Source organism: Kitasatospora sp. HPM-01-4 (assembly GCF_051374625.1).
Lineage (GTDB): Bacteria > Actinomycetota > Actinomycetes > Streptomycetales > Streptomycetaceae > Kitasatospora.
On record NZ_JBPQGP010000005.1, the window covers coordinates 5,980,594 to 5,999,633 of the forward strand.

16 protein-coding genes and 3 tRNA genes are annotated in these 19,040 nt (G+C 72.5%); 10 read left to right on the forward strand and 9 right to left on the reverse strand.

Annotated elements, in window-relative coordinates; translation table 11 throughout:
- Positions 1–39 precede the first annotated feature (39 nt).
- Both ACSMTC_RS25935 and ACSMTC_RS25940 read right to left on the reverse strand, forming a co-directional pair.
- Positions 40–1,353, reverse strand: a complete 1,314-nt coding sequence (locus tag ACSMTC_RS25935; protein WP_436562110.1) for an MFS transporter — start codon at positions 1,351–1,353, stop codon at positions 40–42.
- Entirely contained in the window at positions 1,350–1,937 is a 588-nt protein-coding gene (locus ACSMTC_RS25940) for a helix-turn-helix domain-containing protein (protein WP_436562111.1), read from the reverse strand. The genes ACSMTC_RS25935 and ACSMTC_RS25940 overlap by 4 nt, the downstream gene beginning before the upstream one ends.
- 124 nt (positions 1,938–2,061) lie before the next feature.
- Between ACSMTC_RS25940 and ACSMTC_RS25945 the strand changes: the two genes are divergently transcribed.
- The 4 genes from ACSMTC_RS25945 (at position 2,062) to ACSMTC_RS25960 (ending at position 7,912) form a co-directional block, all read left to right on the forward strand.
- Positions 2,062–3,444: a deoxyguanosinetriphosphate triphosphohydrolase gene (locus ACSMTC_RS25945; RefSeq protein WP_436562112.1), complete on the forward strand. Its 1,383-nt coding sequence runs from the start codon at positions 2,062–2,064 to the stop codon at positions 3,442–3,444.
- 67 nt (positions 3,445–3,511) lie between these two features.
- Positions 3,512–5,416 (forward strand): DNA primase, encoded by a 1,905-nt coding sequence (gene dnaG, locus ACSMTC_RS25950; protein ID WP_436562113.1) that lies wholly within the window; start codon positions 3,512–3,514, stop codon positions 5,414–5,416.
- A gap of 289 nt (positions 5,417–5,705) precedes the next feature.
- Positions 5,706–6,956, forward strand: coding sequence for an RNA polymerase sigma factor (locus ACSMTC_RS25955; RefSeq protein WP_436564812.1), 1,251 nt, complete (start codon positions 5,706–5,708; stop codon positions 6,954–6,956).
- Between the two features lie 104 nt (positions 6,957–7,060).
- The gene (locus ACSMTC_RS25960) at positions 7,061–7,912 is read left to right on the forward strand and encodes an IS5 family transposase (RefSeq protein ID WP_436562114.1); all 852 of its coding nucleotides are present in this window, start codon (positions 7,061–7,063) and stop codon (positions 7,910–7,912) included.
- Positions 7,913–8,124: 212 nt separating this feature from the next.
- Here ACSMTC_RS25960 and gad read toward each other — a convergent pair whose 3' ends face one another.
- The 3 genes from gad to ACSMTC_RS25975 all read right to left on the reverse strand — a co-directional run bounded on the left by gad (position 8,125) and on the right by ACSMTC_RS25975 (position 11,682).
- Positions 8,125–9,528, reverse strand: coding sequence for a glutamate decarboxylase (gene gad, locus ACSMTC_RS25965; RefSeq protein ID WP_436562115.1), 1,404 nt, complete (start codon positions 9,526–9,528; stop codon positions 8,125–8,127).
- A 108-nt stretch (positions 9,529–9,636) separates the two neighbouring features.
- Positions 9,637–11,076, reverse strand: coding sequence for an FGGY family carbohydrate kinase (locus ACSMTC_RS25970; protein ID WP_436562116.1), 1,440 nt, complete (start codon positions 11,074–11,076; stop codon positions 9,637–9,639).
- Positions 11,077–11,388: 312 nt separating this feature from the next.
- Complete coding sequence (locus ACSMTC_RS25975) at positions 11,389–11,682, reverse strand: hypothetical protein (RefSeq protein ID WP_436562117.1); 294 nt, start codon at positions 11,680–11,682, stop codon at positions 11,389–11,391.
- A gap of 293 nt (positions 11,683–11,975) precedes the next feature.
- Here ACSMTC_RS25975 and ACSMTC_RS25980 point away from each other — a divergent pair.
- Together ACSMTC_RS25980 and ACSMTC_RS25985 are read left to right on the forward strand one after the other, a co-directional pair.
- Positions 11,976–12,048: transfer RNA gene (locus ACSMTC_RS25980), tRNA-Asn, on the forward strand.
- Between the two features lie 39 nt (positions 12,049–12,087).
- Positions 12,088–12,160 (forward strand) — tRNA-Asn (locus tag ACSMTC_RS25985).
- 188 nt (positions 12,161–12,348) lie between these two features.
- Here the strand turns inward: ACSMTC_RS25985 and ACSMTC_RS25990 are convergent.
- Positions 12,349–13,128, reverse strand: a complete 780-nt coding sequence (locus ACSMTC_RS25990) for a trypsin-like serine peptidase (RefSeq protein WP_436562118.1) — start codon at positions 13,126–13,128, stop codon at positions 12,349–12,351.
- A gap of 76 nt (positions 13,129–13,204) precedes the next feature.
- On the reverse strand, positions 13,205–14,074 hold the full coding sequence (locus ACSMTC_RS25995; protein WP_436562119.1) for a trypsin-like serine peptidase: 870 nt from the start codon (positions 14,072–14,074) through the stop codon (positions 13,205–13,207).
- Between the two features lie 245 nt (positions 14,075–14,319).
- Here ACSMTC_RS25995 and ACSMTC_RS26000 point away from each other — a divergent pair.
- A tRNA-Ile gene (locus tag ACSMTC_RS26000) sits at positions 14,320–14,396 on the forward strand.
- A 232-nt stretch (positions 14,397–14,628) separates the two neighbouring features.
- On the opposite strand, the gene ACSMTC_RS26005 is transcribed toward ACSMTC_RS26000, so the two are convergent.
- Both ACSMTC_RS26005 and ACSMTC_RS26010 read right to left on the reverse strand, forming a co-directional pair.
- A complete protein-coding gene (locus tag ACSMTC_RS26005) occupies positions 14,629–15,231 on the reverse strand; it encodes a GOLPH3/VPS74 family protein (RefSeq protein WP_436562120.1) in 603 nt (200 codons plus the stop codon).
- A 338-nt stretch (positions 15,232–15,569) separates the two neighbouring features.
- Positions 15,570–16,370 carry a polysaccharide deacetylase family protein gene (locus ACSMTC_RS26010; RefSeq protein ID WP_436562121.1) on the reverse strand — a complete coding sequence of 267 codons (801 nt, stop codon included), beginning with the start codon at positions 16,368–16,370 and terminating at the stop codon, positions 15,570–15,572.
- A 322-nt stretch (positions 16,371–16,692) separates the two neighbouring features.
- Between ACSMTC_RS26010 and ACSMTC_RS26015 the strand changes: the two genes are divergently transcribed.
- The 3 genes from ACSMTC_RS26015 to ACSMTC_RS26025 all read left to right on the forward strand — a co-directional run bounded on the left by ACSMTC_RS26015 (position 16,693) and on the right by ACSMTC_RS26025 (position 19,040).
- Positions 16,693–17,130, forward strand: a complete 438-nt coding sequence (locus ACSMTC_RS26015; RefSeq protein ID WP_436562122.1) for a hypothetical protein — start codon at positions 16,693–16,695, stop codon at positions 17,128–17,130.
- Between the two features lie 173 nt (positions 17,131–17,303).
- Complete coding sequence (locus tag ACSMTC_RS26020; RefSeq protein WP_436562123.1) at positions 17,304–18,053, forward strand: class F sortase; 750 nt, start codon at positions 17,304–17,306, stop codon at positions 18,051–18,053.
- 78 nt (positions 18,054–18,131) lie between these two features.
- Positions 18,132–19,040: a 1-aminocyclopropane-1-carboxylate deaminase/D-cysteine desulfhydrase gene (locus tag ACSMTC_RS26025; protein ID WP_436562124.1), complete on the forward strand. Its 909-nt coding sequence runs from the start codon at positions 18,132–18,134 to the stop codon at positions 19,038–19,040.

The window sequence follows — 19,040 nt, forward strand, 5'->3', positions numbered from 1 at the left end:
GTGGGGCGCGAGGCCGGACCGGGTACGTACGGCGGTCGTTCAGCCCGCCACCGGCACGGCGGCTGCGACCGCGGGGGTACCCGGCGGCTTCGGCTCGGCCATCGGCTCGGTGGGCAGGTCGCGGCAGCGGCGTACCGGTGAGAACCAGAGGATCAGCGAGCCCAGCGGCACCCCGGCCGTGAGGATCCACATCGCGGGCCGCAGGCCCAGGGCGGTCCCGAGCAGCCCGCCGGCCAGGGCGCCGACCGGGATGGTCCCGTAGTTGAGGACGGCACTGCTGGCGGTCAGGCGGCCCAGCAGCTCGGGCGGGCAGTAGTGCTGCTGGAAGGTCGATTTGAGGACATTGCCGCCCACCACCCCGGCCGAGACCCCGAAAGCGCCGAGGACGTACAGCGCCAGGCCGGTGCCCCTCCCGGTGAGCGGGATGAGCAGGGCCGGCAGGGACAGCCCGCTCTCGAACAGGAGCATGGTGCGCGCCGTACCGATCCGGGCGGCCACCCGGCGGGCCAGCGTCGCGCCGACGATCCCGCCGCTCGACGCGGCGGCGACCAGTACACCCACCAGCCCCGAGTCCAGCCCGACCTCGCGGACCAGGAACACCACCAGGATCGTCTGGTAGCCGGTGAGCGCGAGGTTGGAGCAGGCGCCGAAGAGCGTCAGGCTGCGGAACCAGGCGTCGCCCGCCACCAGCCGCAGGCCCTCCCCGATCTCGCGGAACAGCGCTCGGCGCGGCGCGGCCTCGCGGACCGGTTCCCGGTGCCGGATCCGCGCGGTGGCACAGAGCGAGATCAGGAAGGTGGCCGCGTCGGCCAGCAGCCCGTTCACCGGGCCGAGGAGCTGGGCGATGGCGCCGCCCGAGCCGAGGCCGACGATCTGGGCGGCGGAGGCGCTGCCGTGCAACTTGGCATTGCCCTCGGCCCGGTCGGCAGGGTCCAGCAGGCCGGGCAGGTAGGCGGTGTACGCGGTCTGGAAGAAGACCCCGGCGGCTCCGGTGACCAGTACCACGAGCAGCAGTTGGGCCATCGTCAGAAGTCCCGCGTGGGCGGCGGTCGGCACGCTCAGCAGCAGGACCAGCGACACGGCCGAGGCGGCGATCATGATCGGACGGCAGCGCATCCGGTCCACCCAGACGCCCACCGGCAGGCCGATCAGCAGCCAGGGCAGCCAGCCGGCCGCGCTGAGCAGGCTGACCTCGAGGGTCGAGGCGTGCAGGGTGGTGACGGCGATCAGCGGCATCGCCAGGGAGGTCACCGAGGAGCCGAACTTTCCGGTGGTCTCGCCGAACCAGAGCAGTCGGAAGTCGCGGTGGCGGCGGAGTAAGCCGACCGGGCGCGGCGGGTCCGCGGGGTTCATCGGCTCTCGGGTTCCTTTCGGGGCAGGGCCTGGAGCTGGAGCACGATCGGCCGGGCGTCGGGTCCCGGTTCGCTGTCCGGCGCCGGGGTGTGGCGCTCGATGACCTCGAACAATTCCCTTAGCAGAGCGCTGAGTTGATCCGGTGTCAGGCGAAGCGTGTTCCAGTCGGAGACGCTTCCGACCCCGAGCCAGTCGCCCGTCCACTCGATGGCCGAGGCCTCGCTGGCGTGCTGGAACTGCTGCCGGAGGATCTCCTGCACGTAGACGGCCGCCGTGCCCCGCAGTGCCGGGTCGTGCCGGAAGTCGGCGGTGTTCAGCACGTTCTGGGCGCGCTGCGCGCGCCACCACCGCTCGCGTCTGGTGCCGCGCCCCAACTCCTCCTCGATGAAGCCGTGTTCGGCGAGGTGGCGCAGGTGCCAGCTGATCGTTCCGGTACTCTCGCCGAGCCGCTCGGCGAGCCGGGCCGAGGTGGCCGGCCCGTCGAGCCTGAGCGCTTCGAGGATGTGCATCCGCAGCGGGTGCGCCAGTCCGCGAAGGCTCCTGGCGTCGATCACACGTTGGGTGCGGGGTTCGGGCTCGTTCATGGCGCACAGCCTAGGGTGCAGAGAGTTCTCTGCATAGTGTTCTCTGCAGAGAAGTCTCTGCAACATTGGCGGACGCGCGGCGGGGCAGAGGAATGTCGGTCCGGCGGCGTACGGTGACACGCATATGGACGACACCGCGCACCGCTCAGCCCCGAACGATCCTTCTCGGCCCGGAGCGTCCCAGTCGGACGCACCGCGCCACGCCGTGCCGCACCGCGCCACGCCCCGCACCGGTGTGTCCGGATACGACCCCGCCGCCCAGGCGCGCTGGGTGCCCGAGCCCGACAAGCGCCCCGGCCGCACGGCCTTCCAGCGCGACCGCGCCCGCGTCCTGCACTCCGCCGCGCTGCGCCGGCTCGCCGGCACGACCCAGGTGGTCGCCCCGATGCGCAGCGACTTCCCGCGCACCCGGCTGACCCACTCGCTAGAGTGCGCCCAGGTCGGCCGGGAGCTCGGGGCCTCGCTCGGCTGCGACCCCGACCTGGTGGAGACCGGCTGCCTGGCGCACGACCTCGGCCACCCGCCGTTCGGGCACACCGGTGAGCAGGCGCTCGACCAGGCGGCCGCCGCCTGCGGTGGCTTCGAGGGCAACGCGCAGTCGCTGCGCATCCTCACCCGCCTGGAACCCAAGCGCTTCGCCCCGACCGGCGAGCCGCCGGCCCGCCTCGCCCCCTGGCCGGGCCGCAGCGTCGGCCTCAACCTCTCCCGCGCCGCGCTCGACGCCGCCACCAAGTATCCGTGGACGCGCGGCGACCACCCCACCGACCCGGCCTCCGCCAAGTACGGCGTCTACGCCGACGACCTGCCGGTCTTCCGCTGGCTGCGCAGCGGCGCGCCCGCCGGCCGCAGGTGCTTCGAGGCCACCGTGATGGACTGGTCCGACGACGTCGCGTACTCCACCCACGACGTCGAGGACGGTCTGCAGGCCGGCCATATCGACCCGGCCGCGCTCAGCTCGCCCGAGGAGCGCACCGAACTCTTCAAGATCGCCCAGCGCTACGCCCCGGACGCGGACGCCGAGGAGCTGAGCGAGGCCCTGGACCGCCTCCAGGGCCAGGAGTGGTGGCCCCGCTCGTACGACGGCTCGGCCCGCGCCCGCGCCGGTCTCAAGGACCTCACCAGCCAGCTGATCGGCCGCTTCTGCCTGGCCGCCGAGCAGGCCACCCGGGCCAGGTACGGCCCGGGGCCGCTCACCAGGTACGCCGCCGAGCTGGTGGTTCCGCGCGGGGTCCGGCTGGAGTGCGCGGTGCTCAAGGCCGTCGCCGTCCGCTACGTGATGCAGCGGGACGAGCAGGCCCAGCTCCGCTCCCGCCAGCGGATCGTGATCGCCGAGCTCGCCGACCGCCTCACCGACGCCGCCCCGTACGGCCTGGACCCGGTCTTCGCCGCCCTCTACGAGAACGCCGAGGACGACCGGGCGGCGCTGCGCGCGGTCATCGACCAGATCGCCACCCTCACCGACGCCTCCGCCCTGGCCCTGCACGCCCGCCTGGTGGAGCGGAGATAGCAAGCCCGCTTGGTGGAGCGGAGACAGGGGACGCCGCCCGGGGTGTCCGGGGCCGTAGAATTCCGGGGTGGCAGGCAGGATCAGGGACGAGGACGTACAGGCGGTGCGCAACGCACTGCCCATCGACGCGGTCGTCGGGGACTACGTTCAGCTCGCCAACGGTGGCGGTGCGCAGCTCAAGGGCGTCTGCCCGTTCCACGACGAGAAGTCGGCCTCCTTCTACGTGCACCCGGGCAAGGGCGTCTTCCACTGCTTCGGCTGCGGCGAGAGCGGCGACACGATCTCCTTCCTGATGAAGATCGAGCACTTCTCGTTCGCCGAGGCGGTCGAGCGGATGGCCGCCCAGGCGGGTATCACGCTGCGCTACGAGGAGGGCGGTTACAGCCCCCGGCACCAGCAGGGCGAGCGCACCCGCTTGGTCGAGGCGCACAAGGTGGCCGCCGCCTGGTTCCGGGAGCAGCTCGGCTCTCCGGAGGCCGAGATCGCCCGCCGCTTCCTGGCCGAGCGCGGCTTCGACGAGGCCGCCGCCTCGCACTTCGGGGTCGGCTACGCCCCGGCGGGCTGGGAGCACCTGGTCCGCTACCTGCGCGGCAAGGGCTTCACCGACAAGGAGATCCTGGTCGGCGGTCTGGCCTCGCAGGGGCAGCGCGGCGGCCTGATCGACCGCTTCCGCGGCCGGCTGGTCTGGCCGATCCGGGACGCCGCGGGCGAGGTGGTCGGCTTCGGCGCCCGCCGCCTGCGCGAGGACGACAACGGGCCCAAGTACCTCAACACCCCCGAGACGCCGATCTACAAGAAGTCCCAGGTGCTCTACGGCATCGACCTGGCCAAGAAGGAGATCGCCAAGAGTGGCCGGGCCGTGGTGGTCGAGGGCTACACGGATGTGATGGCGTGTCATCTCGCCGGTGTCACCGCGGCGGTGGCCACCTGCGGTACCGCCTTCGGCGAGGACCACATCAAGATCATCCGTCGGCTGCTGATGGACACCTCCGCCTACCGCGGCGAGACCGTCTTCACCTTCGACGGCGACGCGGCCGGGCAGAAGGCCGCCCTGCGCGCCTTCGAGGACGACCAGAAGTTCGCCGCCCGCACCTCCATCGCCATCACCCCGGGCGGTATGGATCCGTGCGAACTGCGCCTCGCCAAGGGCGACGAGGCGGTCCGCGAACTCATCGAACACCCGGTCCCGCTCTTCGAGTTCGCGCTCCGCTCGGCCGTCGCCCGGCACCGGGTGGACACCGCCGAGGGCCGCGCCGCCGCGCTGGAGGAGACGGCCTCGATCATCGTCAAGATCAAGGACCGCTCGATCCAGCACGAGTACGCGGTCCAACTCGCGGGCATGCTGGGCATCCTGGACGAACAGTTCGTGGTCCGTCGGGTCGGTCAGCTGGCCCGCTGGCAGCGGGAGAACGGGCAGCAGCCGCGTGGTCAGGCGCTGCGCCGTGCGGACGGCCGGCAGCCGGTTGAGCCGCCGCGTCCCGTCCACCGGCTGAACCCCCGCGACCCCGCCCAGTTCGTCGAGCGCGAACTGCTCAAACTCGCCCTCCAGCACCCGGAACTGGTCAGTCCGGCCTTCGACAACTACGGCGACGACGAGTTCCCGACCCCGCCCTACACCACCGTCCGCCGCGCCGTCCGCCAGGCCGGCGGCACCGCGTACGGCGCGAGCCTTCCGGACTTCACCGCGGCCGTACGCGAGGCCAGCCCCGACGACCAAGTACGTAGCCTGGTAACCGAGTTGACCGTCGAGCCGCTGCGCACCCGGCGGGCGCCGGACGCCATCTACGCGGGCGAGTTCCTGGTCAAGCTGCGGCTCCAGGCCGTGGACCGGCGGGTCAACGAGGTCCGCGCCCATCTGCGCCGCCTGGGCGACCGGGCCACCGCTGAGGAACTGGGTCCCGTCCAGGGCGAGCTGTGGGCCCTCCAGCAGTACGCCCAGCAGCTGCGCAGCAAGGGTGCGGCGGGGCTGTAGCCCCCACGGAGGGGCTTCGAGGGCCGGGCTCGCCGAGGCCCCGTGCGCGGCCCTGACGGGCCCGCTCGCACCCGCGCGCCGGAGCCGCCCCGCGCACCCGCCGGCCCGCCGCCCGCGCTCACGGAGCGTCCGACACGGGAACAGAAAGTCGCCGCCCACCTCTCGGCCCCCGGGTGTGGCGTACCCCACACTGGTGGGTATCCCAGTCCGTGTGGCGCGGTTCTCCGCATGAGCCGCGCGCGGCCCAGAGGGGGATGCCGTGGAGCTTGCCACTGCGCGTCAGGCCGTCATGTTCGAGGACGGCGTCCGTCACGGCCGGGACACCGCCCCGCCATCCGAGGAGTCCCGAGTCCCTCCGCAGGGTTCACCGGACGCCCACCCCGACCCCGTGGACCTCGACCCGGCGGCTACGGGCGCCCGCACCGGCCTGCCGGACATCCCCCACCTGCCCGATCCGCCGGACCTCCCCGACGTGCCGGACGTACCGGGCCCGCCCGACCTCCCGGGCGCCCCCGACCTGCCGGACGAGGACGGGGCCGAGGAGCTCGCCCCGGCCCCGGGCGAGGGCAGCGGCCCCGCCGCCGACCTGCTCCGGCAGTACCTGCGCGAGATCGGCCGGATCCGCCTGCTCACCGCCGCCGAGGAGGTGGAGCTGGCCCGACAGGTCGAGGCCGGCCTCTTCGCCGAGGAGGCCCTGGACCGCCGGGTCGCCGCCGGGGCCCAGGTGCCCGTACCCGGCACCACGGCGGACCCATCGGGCACCACCGGGTCCGCGGCCCCCCTCACCGACGAGCTCGACCGCCTGGTGCTGCTCGGCAGGCTCGCCAAGCGGCGCCTGATCGAGGCCAACCTGCGGCTGGTGGTCTCCGTGGCCAAGCGGTACGTGGGCCGCGGCCTGACCCTGCTCGACCTGATCCAGGAGGGCAACCTCGGTCTGATCCGGGCCGTCGAGAAGTTCGACTACACGCGCGGCTACAAGTTCTCCACCTACGCGACCTGGTGGATCCGCCAGTCGATGAGCCGGGCGCTCGCCGACCAGGCCCGGACGATCAGGGTGCCGGTGCACGTGGTGGAGCTGATCAACCGGGTGCTGCGGGTGCAGCGGGCGCTGCTGCAGGAGCGCGGGGCGGAGCCCGGCCCGGCCGAGGTCGCCGCGGTGCTGGAGCTCTCCGAGGCCAGGGTCCGCGAGGTGCTGCGGCTCGCTCAGGAGCCGGTCTCGCTGTACACCCCGGTGGGGGAGGAGGACGACGTCGCGCTCGGCGACCTGATCGAGGACGCGGACGCCGTCTCGCCGGTGGAGAACGCCTCCTTCCTGCTGCTGCGCGAGCACCTGGAGGCGGTGCTGGCCACCCTGGGGGAGCGTGAGCGCCAGGTGGTCCAGCTCCGCTACGGGCTGGACGACGGACGGCCGCGCACCCTGGAGGAGATCGGCAACCTCTTCGGCGTCACCCGCGAGCGGATCCGCCAGATCGAGTCCAAAACCCTCTCCAAGCTGCGCGGCCACGCCTTCGCCGACCAGCTGCGCGGCTACCTCGACTAAGACCGACCGGCAATAGGTGCTGGCGAGGTGGCCCGGACGGCAGAACGGGCACGGGTCCACGCGATCATGGAGTTCTCTACGCTCAGTGATCACGAAGGACAGCCGTGCCCGCGCTGCCATCTTGCCTGCTCGAACCCCTCTGGGACCAATTCGCCGCACTCCTGCCCACACGACCGGAGTTCGCTGTGGGCCACCCACTCGGCTGCCACCGCCGCAGAGTCCCCGACCGGACCGTGTTCGAACACGTGGTACTCGCACTGGTCCACGGCTCGGGCTACGAGCGCCTCTCCAGCCCCGGATGCTCGGACCGCACCATCCGTCGAAGACTCAAGGAATGGGCGGAACAAGGCATTTCCGAGGCCGTCCACGCTCTCGCGCTCCAGGCGTACGACCGCATGATCGGCCTGGAACTGTCCGAGATATCCGTCGACGGCTGCATCACCAAGGCCCCGTGCGGCGGCGAGCGTGCGGGCCGGTCCCCGGTCGACCGCGGAAAGCAGGGCCTGAAACGCTCGATCGCCACCGAGGCCCACGGCGTCCCGCTCGGCCTGGTCGCCGCGGGGGCCAACCGCCACGACTCGCCTCTTCTCGGACCAACCCTCGAGGCCGCCATCGGGCAGGTCGGGCCCCTTCCTCAGGACGTGAATGTCAACCTCGACCGGGGCTACGACAACAACAAGTCCCGAACTCTGCTTCGGGAGTTGGGCTTCACCGGTGAGATCGCCCGCAAGGGCGTACCCGCCCCGATCCAGGCCGGCAAGCGGTGGACCGTGGAACGAACGCACTCGTGGATGAACGGCTACGGCAAGCTGCGGCACTGTACCGAGAGGAACGGCGCGGTCGTCGAGTTCTATCTCCACCTGGCCGCTGCACTCGTCACACTCCGCATGCTGATCCGCCGCGCCACCACCCGCTACCGGTGGGGCGACCGTCCCACCACACGCCGCCTCAAGTGATCCATTTGCCGGTCGGTCTAAGACCGACCGGCAATAGGGCCCGCGGCGTCGCGTGCCGATAGCTCTCGCCTGGACGCACATCCCTCGTCGCGCGCAGCGCCGCTGCGCTCTCCTCACGATGCACGCCCAGACTCGGCTCTCGACCCGCTCCTTGATCCACGCTCCCTATTGCCGGTCGGTCTAAGACCGACCGGGGTGACGGCCGGTCGGCCCTAGTGGTGGAAACCGGTCCGGGCCGGCATGCCCAGCTCCGTCAACGGCTTCGGCTGGAGCCTGAGTTCGGGCAGTGCCCGGGTCAGGTCGGCGAGCAGCAGGTCGGCCAGGTCCCGGGAGAAGCCGTTGCGGCAGACCACGCGCAGCACGGACAGATCGGTGCGGTCCGCCGGGAAGGTGTACGCGGGTACCTGCCAGCCGCGTTCGCGCAGTCGCCGGGACACGTCGAAGACGTCGAACGGGAGGCCCTCCACGGTGGTGAAGGCGAAGACCGGCAGCTGGTTCCCCCGGGTGAGCAGCCGGAAGCAGCCCAGCTTCTCGATCTCGGTGGCCAGATACCCTGCGACGTCCCGGCAGGCCTGCTGGACCGCCCGGAACCCCTCACGGCCGAGCCGCAGGAAGGTGTAGTACTGGGCGACGACCTCCGCGCCGGGCCGGGAGAAGTTGAGCGCGAAGGTGGGCATCTCGCCGCCCAAGTAGTTGACCTTGAAGATGAGTTCCTCGGGCAGCGCCTCGTGGTCCCGCCAGAGTGCCCAGCCGACGCCGGGGTACACCAGCCCGTACTTGTGGCCCGAGGTGTTGATCGAGGCGACCCTGGGAAGCCGGAAGTCCCAGTGGAGTTCGGGGTCGAGGAACGGTGCCACCATGCCGCCGGAGGCTCCGTCCACGTGCACGGGGACGTCCAGCCCGGTGCGCTGCTGCAACTCGTCCAGCGCGGCGCAGATTTCGGCGATCGGTTCGTACGAGCCGTCGAAGGTCGAACCGAGAACGCCGACCACGCCGATGGTGTCCTCGTCGCAACGGGCCACCGCCTGTTCGGCGTCGAGATGGAATCGCTCGCCGCTCATCGGCACCAGCCTCGGCTCCACCTCCCAGAAGTTGCAGAACTTCTCCCAGCAGACCTGCACATTGATGCCCATCACCAGGTTGGGCCGGGCGCCGGCCGCGTAGCGGTCCCCGTTGCGCCGCATCCAGCGGCGTTTGAGGGCGAGCCCGGCCAGCATGCACGCCTCGCTGGAACCGGTGGTCGAGCAGCCGATGGCCTGCGCCGGAACCGGCGCGTGCCAGAGGTCGGCCAGGATGGCCACACAGCGCTGTTCCAGCTCGGCGGTCTGCGGGTACTCGTCCTTGTCGATCATGTTCTTGTCGGCGCAGTCCGCCATCAGCCTGGTCGCGTACTCGTCCATCGAGGTGGTGACGAAGGTGGCCAGGTTGAGCTTGGCGTTGCCGTCCAGCATCAGCTCGTCGTGGATCAGCTGGTACGCGCTGGACGGGGGGATCGGACGGTCCGCGAGCCGGTGCCGCGGCGGGGCGAGCTTCATCGCGCCGAGCGGATCGGCCGTGCCGAACAGCGGGCTGACGGACAGGCGACGATCCTCGCCGTTCCCCTTGTGCAGCGCCATGCGGAGACATCCCTTCAGCAGAGTGCCCGGAGTACCGGAGCCTCCCACGCTGCCACCGCCGCCGGCCGGCGTACCCGCAACACGCCGCCGGCCCTCCGGGCGCGCGCCCTACTCCGCCCTGGTCTCGGGGTGCATCTGCTCGCGCACGGTGACGTACTGCTGGCGGACCGCCTGGCCGATGGCGAGGTCGTGCTCCCGGTCGGGTGTGTACACCGCGGCCTCGGGCAGCTCCCACTGCGGCGGCTCGGGCGTACCGGCCAGCGCCCAGGCGGCCTGTCTGGCCGCACCGCGCGCGGCGTGCGCCCCGGCGGGCGGTACCACCACGGGCAGGCCGAAGACCAGCGGGGCGATCTCCCGCACGGCGGGCAGCCGCCCGACCGTACCGAGCAGGAAGACCCGGTTCACGGCGACGCCCTTGGCCCGCAGGACGTCCAGCGCGTCCGCGATGTTGCAGAGCATGCCCTCGACGGCGGCCCGGGCGAGGTGCTGCGGGGCCATCGACTCGGCCCGAAGCCCCGTCAAGGTGCCTGCGGCGTGCGGCAGTCGGGGAGTCCGCTCGCCGTCCAGGTACGGCAGCAGCACCAGCCCGTACGAGCCGGGTGAGGACCGCAGGGCCAGCTCGCTCAGCCCGGCCAGGTCGCAGCCGAGCATGGCGGCCGTCGAGCGCAGTACCTGCGCGGCGTTGAGGGTGCCGACCATCGGAAGGTGGCGGCCGGTGGCGTCGGCGTACGAGGAGACGGCGCCGGAGGTGTCCACCAGGGCCTGGTCGTGCACCGCGAAGATGGTGCCGTTGCTGCCGAGCGAGACCACGGCGTCCCCCGGCAGCAGCCCGAGGCCGAGGGCGGCGGCCATGTTGTCGCCGGTGCCGGCGGAGATCAGCAGGCCTTCGGGGGTGTGCCCGGCGGGCTCGGCGGGACCGAGCACGTCGGGGACGCGCAGTTCGTGGCCGAGGGCGAGCTTGATGAGGTCCTGGCGGTACTCGCCGGTGAGCGGCGACCAGTAGCCGGTGCCGGAGGCGTCGCCGCGGTCGGTGGTCCGGCGCTTGGAGTGGCGGCCGAGCAGCTGCCAGGTCAGCCAGTCGTGCGGGAGCAGCACCTCGGCGATCCGCTTCGCCGAGGCCGGCTCGAACTCGGCCAGCCAGCGCAGCTTGGCGATGGTGTACGTCGGCTGCGGTACCGAACCGATCGCCTCCACCCACGGGGCCTGGCCGCCCAGCGCCTCGATCAGCGCGGCGGCGGCACCGGCCGAGCGGGGGTCGTTCCACAGCAGCGCGGGGCGGACCAGCACGCCGCCGGCGTCCAGGCCGATCATGCCGTGCTGCTGGGCCGAGACGCCGATCGCCCGGACGCTCTCCAGCAGCCCGCCGGTGGCCGCCTCACCGAGCGAGTGCAGCCAGTTCTGCGGGTCGGTCTCGGTGGTCCTGGCATCCGCTCCCGCGGGCAGCGGGTGGGGTGCCCGGCCGTCCCGCAGGACGGCACCGGTTTCCGCGTCGCACGCGACGATCCTGGTGCGAGTGGTGGAGCTGTCGATCCCCGCGACGATGGCCATGCCGAGATCATGCCTCAGCGGCCGCCCGGCCCGGACGCCGCCCACCCGAGTGTTGCCCACTCGGTACACCTGCCGCCGGCGCGGCGGCCTCTCGACGGCCTCAGGGTCCCGACCGGGGACCGCAGGAGAACCGGCACGGCCGTAGCGTGCTCCTCGCCCCTGGTGGCGTACCTCACGTCGCCCGGTGCGACGTGGCCCTCCCGCCCCGGCCTTCGAGGCCGGGCGCCCCTCCGACCGGTCTCCCGGTCACCGGGAGCCTGCCCGGCCCGATCGCGGGAGCGGCCGGCCACGGGCCCGGGGCGGCCAGCGGCGCTACGGCCGCACCGTGCCCCAGCTGTCGTCCTCGACGCGGTGCCGGTTCAGGTAGGGGACCCGGTCGGTGAGGGCGTCGGGCAGCCGGTCACCGACCCGCTCGGCCACCGCGCCCGCGGCCTTCCCGGCCACCGCGCCCGCCTGCTGCCTGGCCTTGCAGGCCGCGTCCTGGACCCGGGGGTTCTGGGCGATCTGCCTGGCCGTCTTGGCGATCTGCTCGTAGCGCTCCCGCCCGGCGCGTGCGCCCAGGACGTACCCGAGCCCGACCCCCACGACCAATGTCACCTTCCACATGCTCGGCCTCCACCCTTCCTCGCGGCTCCTGCCGCGTTGCCCTACCCGTCCTGCCCGGCGGTGAACCGCACGGGCACCGGCGGGTCCGGGGAAGCCTCGCCCGCCGTGCACCAGCATCCCCCGACGGTGCGTACGGCCGCGCGCCGGGCGCGCCGGAGCGGGTGGCGCGCCGGGGTGCCGAGCGGGGTGAGGGGTATCGATTGGCGGACCACCCCCCTGAGTGCGCTAATGTATGTCCCGCAGCGAGCGCCGAGAGGCCCGGGAGGATCCCGGAGATCAAGGCGGAAGCTCATTCCCCCATAGCTCAATTGGCAGAGCAGCCGACTGTTAATCGGCAGGTTATTGGTTCGAGTCCAATTGGGGGAGCTCGGACAGCCTGCTCGCAGGACGTCCGGCTGTGCACATTCCCCCATAGCTCAATTGGCAGAGCAGCCGACTGTTAATCGGCAGGTTATTGGTTCGAGTCCAATTGGGGGAGCTTCACCGGCAGTTGAGGTGAGTAGTACAGAGCGAGGGCCCTCCGGTCACCGGGGGGCCTTCGTGTTTCCTCGGGAGCCCGCTGGCGGCGGTCCGCCTCGCACCGGGCCGTCCTCCCACCGTTCCCGGCCGGGAATCCTCCACCCGGGCCGGGAATCCTCCGTCCGGCCAGCGGCGGGGCCCCTTCGGCTACGCGCTGGCCTTCCGGTACAGCTCGGCGACCCGCTCGTCGAAGGTGATGCTGTACGAGGTCTGCTCGGTGTCCCCGCCCTGCTGGTAGCCGCCGATCACGCCGATCACGGTGCCCGCGGAGGTCAGCCAGGGGCTGCCGCTGGTGCCGTTGGTGTAGCCGTCGCAGTCGAAGCGCTCCTGGGTGGCGGAGAACTTCTTGGTGGGCGCGGTGCAGGTGATCGGGGCCTGGTGGTCGTTCGGGTAGCCGGTGACCGAGACCGGGAGGCCGAAGCCCTGGTTGGTGCCGATCGGGTTGCCGCCGAGGGCGTCCTCGATCTCCTTGCCGTTCACGGGAGCCACCGTGACGAAGGCGACGTCGTACTCCGGGTCCTCGTCACTGGTCCAGTGCGGATCCGTGGTGATCGATTCGAGTGGCCAAGCCCCGTACGGGGCCTGTCCGTTGCGGTAGTCGGGGGCGAAGACCAGGTTGTCGAGCCGGCCGAGCTCGCTGGTGTAGACGCAGTGGGCCGCGGTCACCAGGAGATTGCGGTGCGGACTGTCCACGACGCTGGCGGTACAGGCCCGTTGGCCGTCCAGGTCGCCGACGAAGAGTGCGCCGATCCGCTTGTTGAGCTCGCTGTCGGGTGCGGGCTGGGAGGAGGGGATGTTGCCCTCGGCCGCTATACCGGAGCTCGACGTGCAGCCCGTGGTGGTGGCCAGCAGCACGGCCAGCAGCGCGGCAGACCCACCGGGACCACGCCGAGCCGTCGTGCCGCCGGAGTGCCGTACGCGTGCCATGAACCGGTCTCTCTCCCCAGGGCCCGCCGTCGCACGGGCTCGGGAGCAAGATCTACCAGGCGAGCAGCCCGATGCGCTAGCCGGTGGCCCGATCGTAGAGGGACTGGACCTGGTCGCCGAAGTAGCTGCTGTACGAGACGTCGGGGGTGGCCCCGCCCTGCTGGTAGCCGCCGATCACACCGACGATGGTGCCGGTCCTGCTCTTCGGATCGAGTCCGGTGATCCACGGGCTGCCGCTGGTGCCGCCGGTGTAGTCGGGACACTCGATCCGGAGCTGGGTGGGGCTCTGCGCGGTGGTGTCGTTGGCGCAGGTGATCGGGGCGTCACCGCTGCTGGGGTAGCCGGTGATCCGGACGGGCAGCTGGTAGCCCTTGTTGATCCCCAGCCTGCTGGCGCCGAGCACCTGCTGGATCTGCATGCCGTCCTGCGGCTGGACGATGGCGAAGGCCACGTCCATGTCCGGGTTCCCGCTCTCCTGCCAGCTCTGGTCGACGGTGATCGAGACCAGCGGCCAGACCCCGTGGGGAGTCTCGCCGTTGCGGTAACCGGGGACGAAGACCAGGTCGCTGCGCTGCCCGGTCATCGGGTCGTAGACGCAGTGCGCGGCGGTCACGATCAGGTTCTCGCCGGCGCTGTCGACCACGCTGGCGGTGCAGAAGTGGTCGCCCTGCGCGTCATGCGTGAAGACCGCCCCGACCTGGGCGTTGAACGGGGTGGCCCGCGCGGTGTGGGTGGTGCCGGGGTGTTTGGCGATCGCGGCGAGCAGGCGCTTGCGGCTCCAGCCGTGGGCGGCGCTCACGCTCGGGGTCGCCGCGTGCCCGCCGGGGCCGGTGGGGCCGCTCGCCGTGCTCGCCGAGTCCGAGGAGGAGGCGCATCCGGTCGCCGCCAGCCAGAGGGTGCAGGCGAACGCGCACGCCCGCCGGCCGATCCGTCTACGAACAGCCACCTGTCCACCGCCCTGGTCCGCCCGTGCCACCGCGTCACCCGTACTGCCCCGTGCCGACTTCCCAGCCTCACCCATCGGGCGGATCGCCGCCAGGTCGGCCCGCCCGGAGGTGGCGGCGCACACCTGGGCGTACTCGGATGCGGCCCCGGGCGAGCATCAGGACTGATCGACCAGCTATGCTGCCGGGGACGCCCTGAGGGGCTGTCTGCCGCTGCACCGGCTGCTGCCCGGATGCATGGCGAACCGGGGCGGTAGCTCAGCCGGTTAGAGCAGGGGACTCATAATCCCTTGGTCGTGGGTTCGAGTCCCACCCGCCCCACCATCTAATCTGATGGACCGTCTGCCAGCGTAACCCTCTGACCTGGGGAAATGCGCGACTCCTCTGCGGTAACTGTAGAGGTATGACTACCCATCAGGCGCGGTGGCATCCCAATATTCACCCGTATGGGAACGCATGGGGATGCCGAGGTGACGTGCGGCGGGGCTGAGCAGCGCGTTTGCCGGTCGTGACGGCTGCCCGGCCCTCCGTCCGGGTGGCTTCCCGTGTGCCGCTGTCAGCCGCCCCGCCAGATGTTGTCGAAGGCCGCCTGCTCGATGGTCCGCCGTTGCCGTACGGCCTCCAGCTCCACCACCGCGTCGCCGACCGCGGCGAGCACGGTCTCCACCGCTTCGCCGACCGCGCCCGGGGTGTCTCCGGTCTCCTGGTCTCGGAACCCGGCCGTCGTCGCGAGGATGGTGAGGACCGGTTCGTTCGCCGCCCAGCGGTCCTCCGCCAGGCGGCGGTCGGGTGAATCGGTCAGCACCGGCCGGCCGGTCTCGAAGGGCATCCAGCGGTGGTGCCGCCGGGTGAGCCGCCCTTCCGCCTCTAGAACGGCCAGATAGGTCGAGGCCAGGCCGCGGCCTCTGCGCCACAGCCAGTCGCCGACGGACTCGTACGGCGCCTCCCGGAGCGAGGCCGCGGCCTGGTCCAGCAGGCGATCGGCGGTGGCCGTCCGGTCGCCGGGCACGATTCGATCGTCGTCAAGGGTGGCGGCCCCGGCGGTCAGGAGGTCGATCAACTCGGCTCCCGCCAGCGCGAGCGACATCTCGCCCCGCTCCACCGGGCGGCCGGGCGCCACGTCCATGGATGTGATCATCAGGTCCCGGGCTGTGGTCATGGAGGGCTCCGCGTCAGGGGCGGCGGCAGGCGCTGCGGTATCGGCTCGTCCGGCACCTCGCACGATGCCCGGCGGCAGGGCCGTCTGCCGTGGCCGGTGAGTCTGCCACCGCTGCGGCAGGAGGTGGAGGTGAGGGCCGGGCGCGGGTCGGGTGGGTGCGGGCCGCCGGTGAGTACTCCCGTGCCGAGTACTCCCGTTACGAGCCTAGGGAGCGAGGACGGCGGGTGCACCCCCGCGCCGGCCGTGTCCCGGTACCGGCGTCGCACGGTCCGACGAGCGGGGTGCGGGGCGGCCGTACGGCTGTCCGGCCGGCGCCGTGTTTCCCGACGGGGTTCGGCTCATCGTGGTGCGGTGAAGCGGTAGCCGTTGCCGATCAGGGTCGGCAGGCAGGTGCGCAGGGCGGCGACGGTCTGGGAGCGGTCGCCGCCCCCGTCGTGGTTGAGCACGATCGCGCCGGGCCGGACGCCTGTCAGGACCCGGTTGGTGATCGCCGTGGTGCCCGGCCGGTCCCAGTCGCGGGGATCGACGGACCAGCCCATCGGCCGCATCCCGAGCTCCGAGCAGACCCGCAGCGTGACGTCCGGCCAGTCGCCGCCGGGCGAGCGGAACCAGGTGACGGGCCTGCCGGTGGTCTCCTGGAGCAGGTCCGAGGTGCGCCGCAGCTCGTCGCGGACCCGGGACTCGGGCAGGTGCCGCAGGTCGGGGTGGGTCCAGGTGTGGTTGGCGATGTGGTGGCCCGCGTCGGCGATGGCCCGGACCAGGGCGGGGTTCGCGGCCGCGTTCTCGCCGATCAGGAAGAAGGTGGCGCGGATCCCGTACTGGTGCAGCAGTTCCAGCACCACCGGCGTGTGGGCGGGGTGCGGGCCGTCGTCGAGGGTGAGGGCGATCAGCCGGTCCGAGGTCTCCAGCTCGAAGAGCGGGGCGGTGACGGGACGCGCCTGGTCGGTGGCCGGGGGCGGGGCGGGCACCCTCGCCGTGGGGAAGTCCGCGACGGGGGCGGCGGGGGAGGCGACGGGGGAGGCGGCGTCGGGGTGGCTGCTGGGCCCGGCGGCAGGCGGGAGGGTGCCGTGCGGCGGGCTGGGCCGGGTGGTGCCGCTCCGCTGCCCGGTCGGCGGTCCGCAGGCGCCGGACGACAGCATGGCCACTCCTGCGATGCTCAGAAGCAGCCTGCGGGGGACCATCTGATGGTGTGACAACATGCCCGATCTCTCCCTCGACTCGATCGGCGCCACGCCGTCGGTGGCCGTACCGGCTCCGTACGCCACTCCGTCAGCTGAATGGGAGTCAGCTGGAATCGGCCATCGGTGGGCGCGGCGGAGGGATGTGGGCCGGGGCGTCACCCGGAAGGGAGTCAGCGGTGGCGAGTGGTCGTCAGGTGACTGAACGTGAAGTGTGAGTCCGCGATCTCCTGAGCCGGTGACCGAATCGGCGGTCGTCCGGACCCGCCGGAAGGATCACCCCATGCGCGTGCAGCCCACCAGCCTCGTCGGGGCGGCCGTGGCCGCCGTCCTCGCTTCCGGTGCTCCCGTCGCCCACGCGGTGAGCGGTCCCGGATCGCCGTCCGACCCGAAGGCGGCCCAGGGTGCTCCGGCGGCCGCCGCCGACCAGCGGGCCCGGGAGGACCGGGGAAGGCGGGACGAGGGGAAGAACGGCGACCGCCGCGAGGGCGGGCACCGTAAGGACGACCACAGGTGGGCCGAGGGCTCCCACTCGGAGGGCTCCCGTGCGGAGGGCCCGCAGGAGGAGGGGCGCAAGCCGCGCGGCGGTGTGCACACCGGTGGCGGTGGCCTGGCGATCCCCGGTGGCGGTCTGACCTCCGGCGTCGTGCTGCTGGGTGCGGGGCTGGGCCTGGGCGCCTACGCCCTGCGCCGCCGCAAGGCGGTCGGCGGCGTGCTCTGAGGATGACGCGATTCCTGTCCCGTCGGGGCCGGCGCGCTCCCGGTGTCGGCCGCGACGGCGCGTCGGCGAGTGGGCCCGGCCGGGCCCGGACGGCCGACTCCGGACACTTCCCGGCTCCCGGGTGAGCCTTCCCGGTCCCGGCCGGGCCAGACGAGAGAGAGGTACGAAAGCCGATGGCAGACGGGACGACCGAGGCCGAGGCCGAGCAGCCGGCTGCCGGCGGCCGGAGCGGCAGTCAGCGGCTCCTCAGATGGTCGATGTGCGCGGCGGCGCTGGGGGCCCTGGTGATCTACCAGTCGGTGGACCAGCGCATGGTGTCCGTCCGGCCGCCGGCCGCCGTCGCCGGGCACGCCGCGCCCTCGGCCGCCGCATCACCGGCCGCACCGCCGGCCGCCCCGGTGTCGCCTGCCGCGAACGCCCCCGGGGCCCCGGCCGCGGGGAACGCGGCGCCCGCGCTGGGCCGGTCCAAGCCGACCAGGATCAGGATTCCGCAGCTGTCCATCGAGGCGCCGTTCACCGAGCTCGGCCTGGACGCGGCCGGTGCGCTGGAGGTCCCGCCCGCGGACAACCCCAACCTGGTCGGCTGGTACCGCGAGGGGCCCACGCCGGGCGAGCGCGGCACCTCGGTGCTCGCCGGCCATGTGGACACCACCAAGGGAGCCGCGGTCTTCCTGATGCTCTACACGCTGGCCCCCGGGAACACCGTGGAGATCACCAGGGCCGACGGTACCGTCGCGGTCTTCGCGGTGGACGCGGTGAAGACGTACCCGAAGAACGCCTTCCCGGACAACGAGGTGTACGCCGACACCCCCGATGCCCAGCTGCGCCTGATCACCTGCGGCGGTATGTACGACCGCAAGCTGAAGGACTACACGGAGAACATCGTGGCGTTCGCCCACCTCCGGTCCTCCCACAAGGCCTGAGTGGTCCTCCGGGCCCGGGCGGCCCTCCCGGAAGCCCGGGCCGCGGGGCCGGGGCCGCCGCTTCCGTATGCTGGCGGGATGCTCACCCCCGCCGCCCTGCCGACCCCGCTGCAGGTGCTGACCGACCCCGTGCTGGCCCGGGCGGGCGTCGAGCTGCGGCTGAAGCGGGACGACCTGGCGCACCCGACCGTTCCCGGCAACAAGTGGCGCAAGCTGGCCCCGAACCTGGAGCAGGCTCTCGCCGACGGGCACACCCGGCTGCTGACCTTCGGCGGGGCGTACTCGACGCACGTACGGGCCGTGGCGGCGGCCGCGCGGGCGCTGGGCCTGTCGGCGGTGGGGGTGATCCGGGGCGAGGAGCTTGCGGCGGCGCCCCGGAACTGGTCGCTGCGGGCCGCCGAGGCGGCCGGGATGCGGCTGGAGTTCGTCTCCCGCTCGGAGTACCGGGCGCTGGTGACCGGGGAGCACGAGAAGTACGGGGAGCTGCTCGGACGGTGGGGGCGCTGTCTGGTGCTGCCGGAGGGCGGGTCCAACGCCCTGGCGGTACAGGGGGCGGCGCGGATTCCGGCGGAGATCCCCGGTCTCGGGGAGCGGGACGTGCTCTGCTGCCCGGTCGGCACCGGCGGCACCCTGGCCGGGATCGCGGCCGGGCTGCCGGACGGTGCGCGGGCGCTCGGGGTTGCGGTGCTGCGCGGTGAGGGCTACCTGGAGCGCGAGGTGACAGGTCTTCACCATGCCACCTATGCAAGGGAGTTCGGGAACTGGCGGATCCACCACGGCCACCACGGTGGCGGCTACGGCAGGGTTCCGGCCGAAGTCGAGGCGTTCGCGGGGGAGTTCGAGCGGCGGCACGGGGTGGCGGTGGAGCTGCGGTACGTGGCGAAGACCCTGTTGGCGGTCCACGACCTGGCCGCCGCAGGGGAGTTGGCGCCCGGGACCAGGGTGACCGTGGTGGTCACCGGGCTGCCCGATCCGGTGGACGCCTAG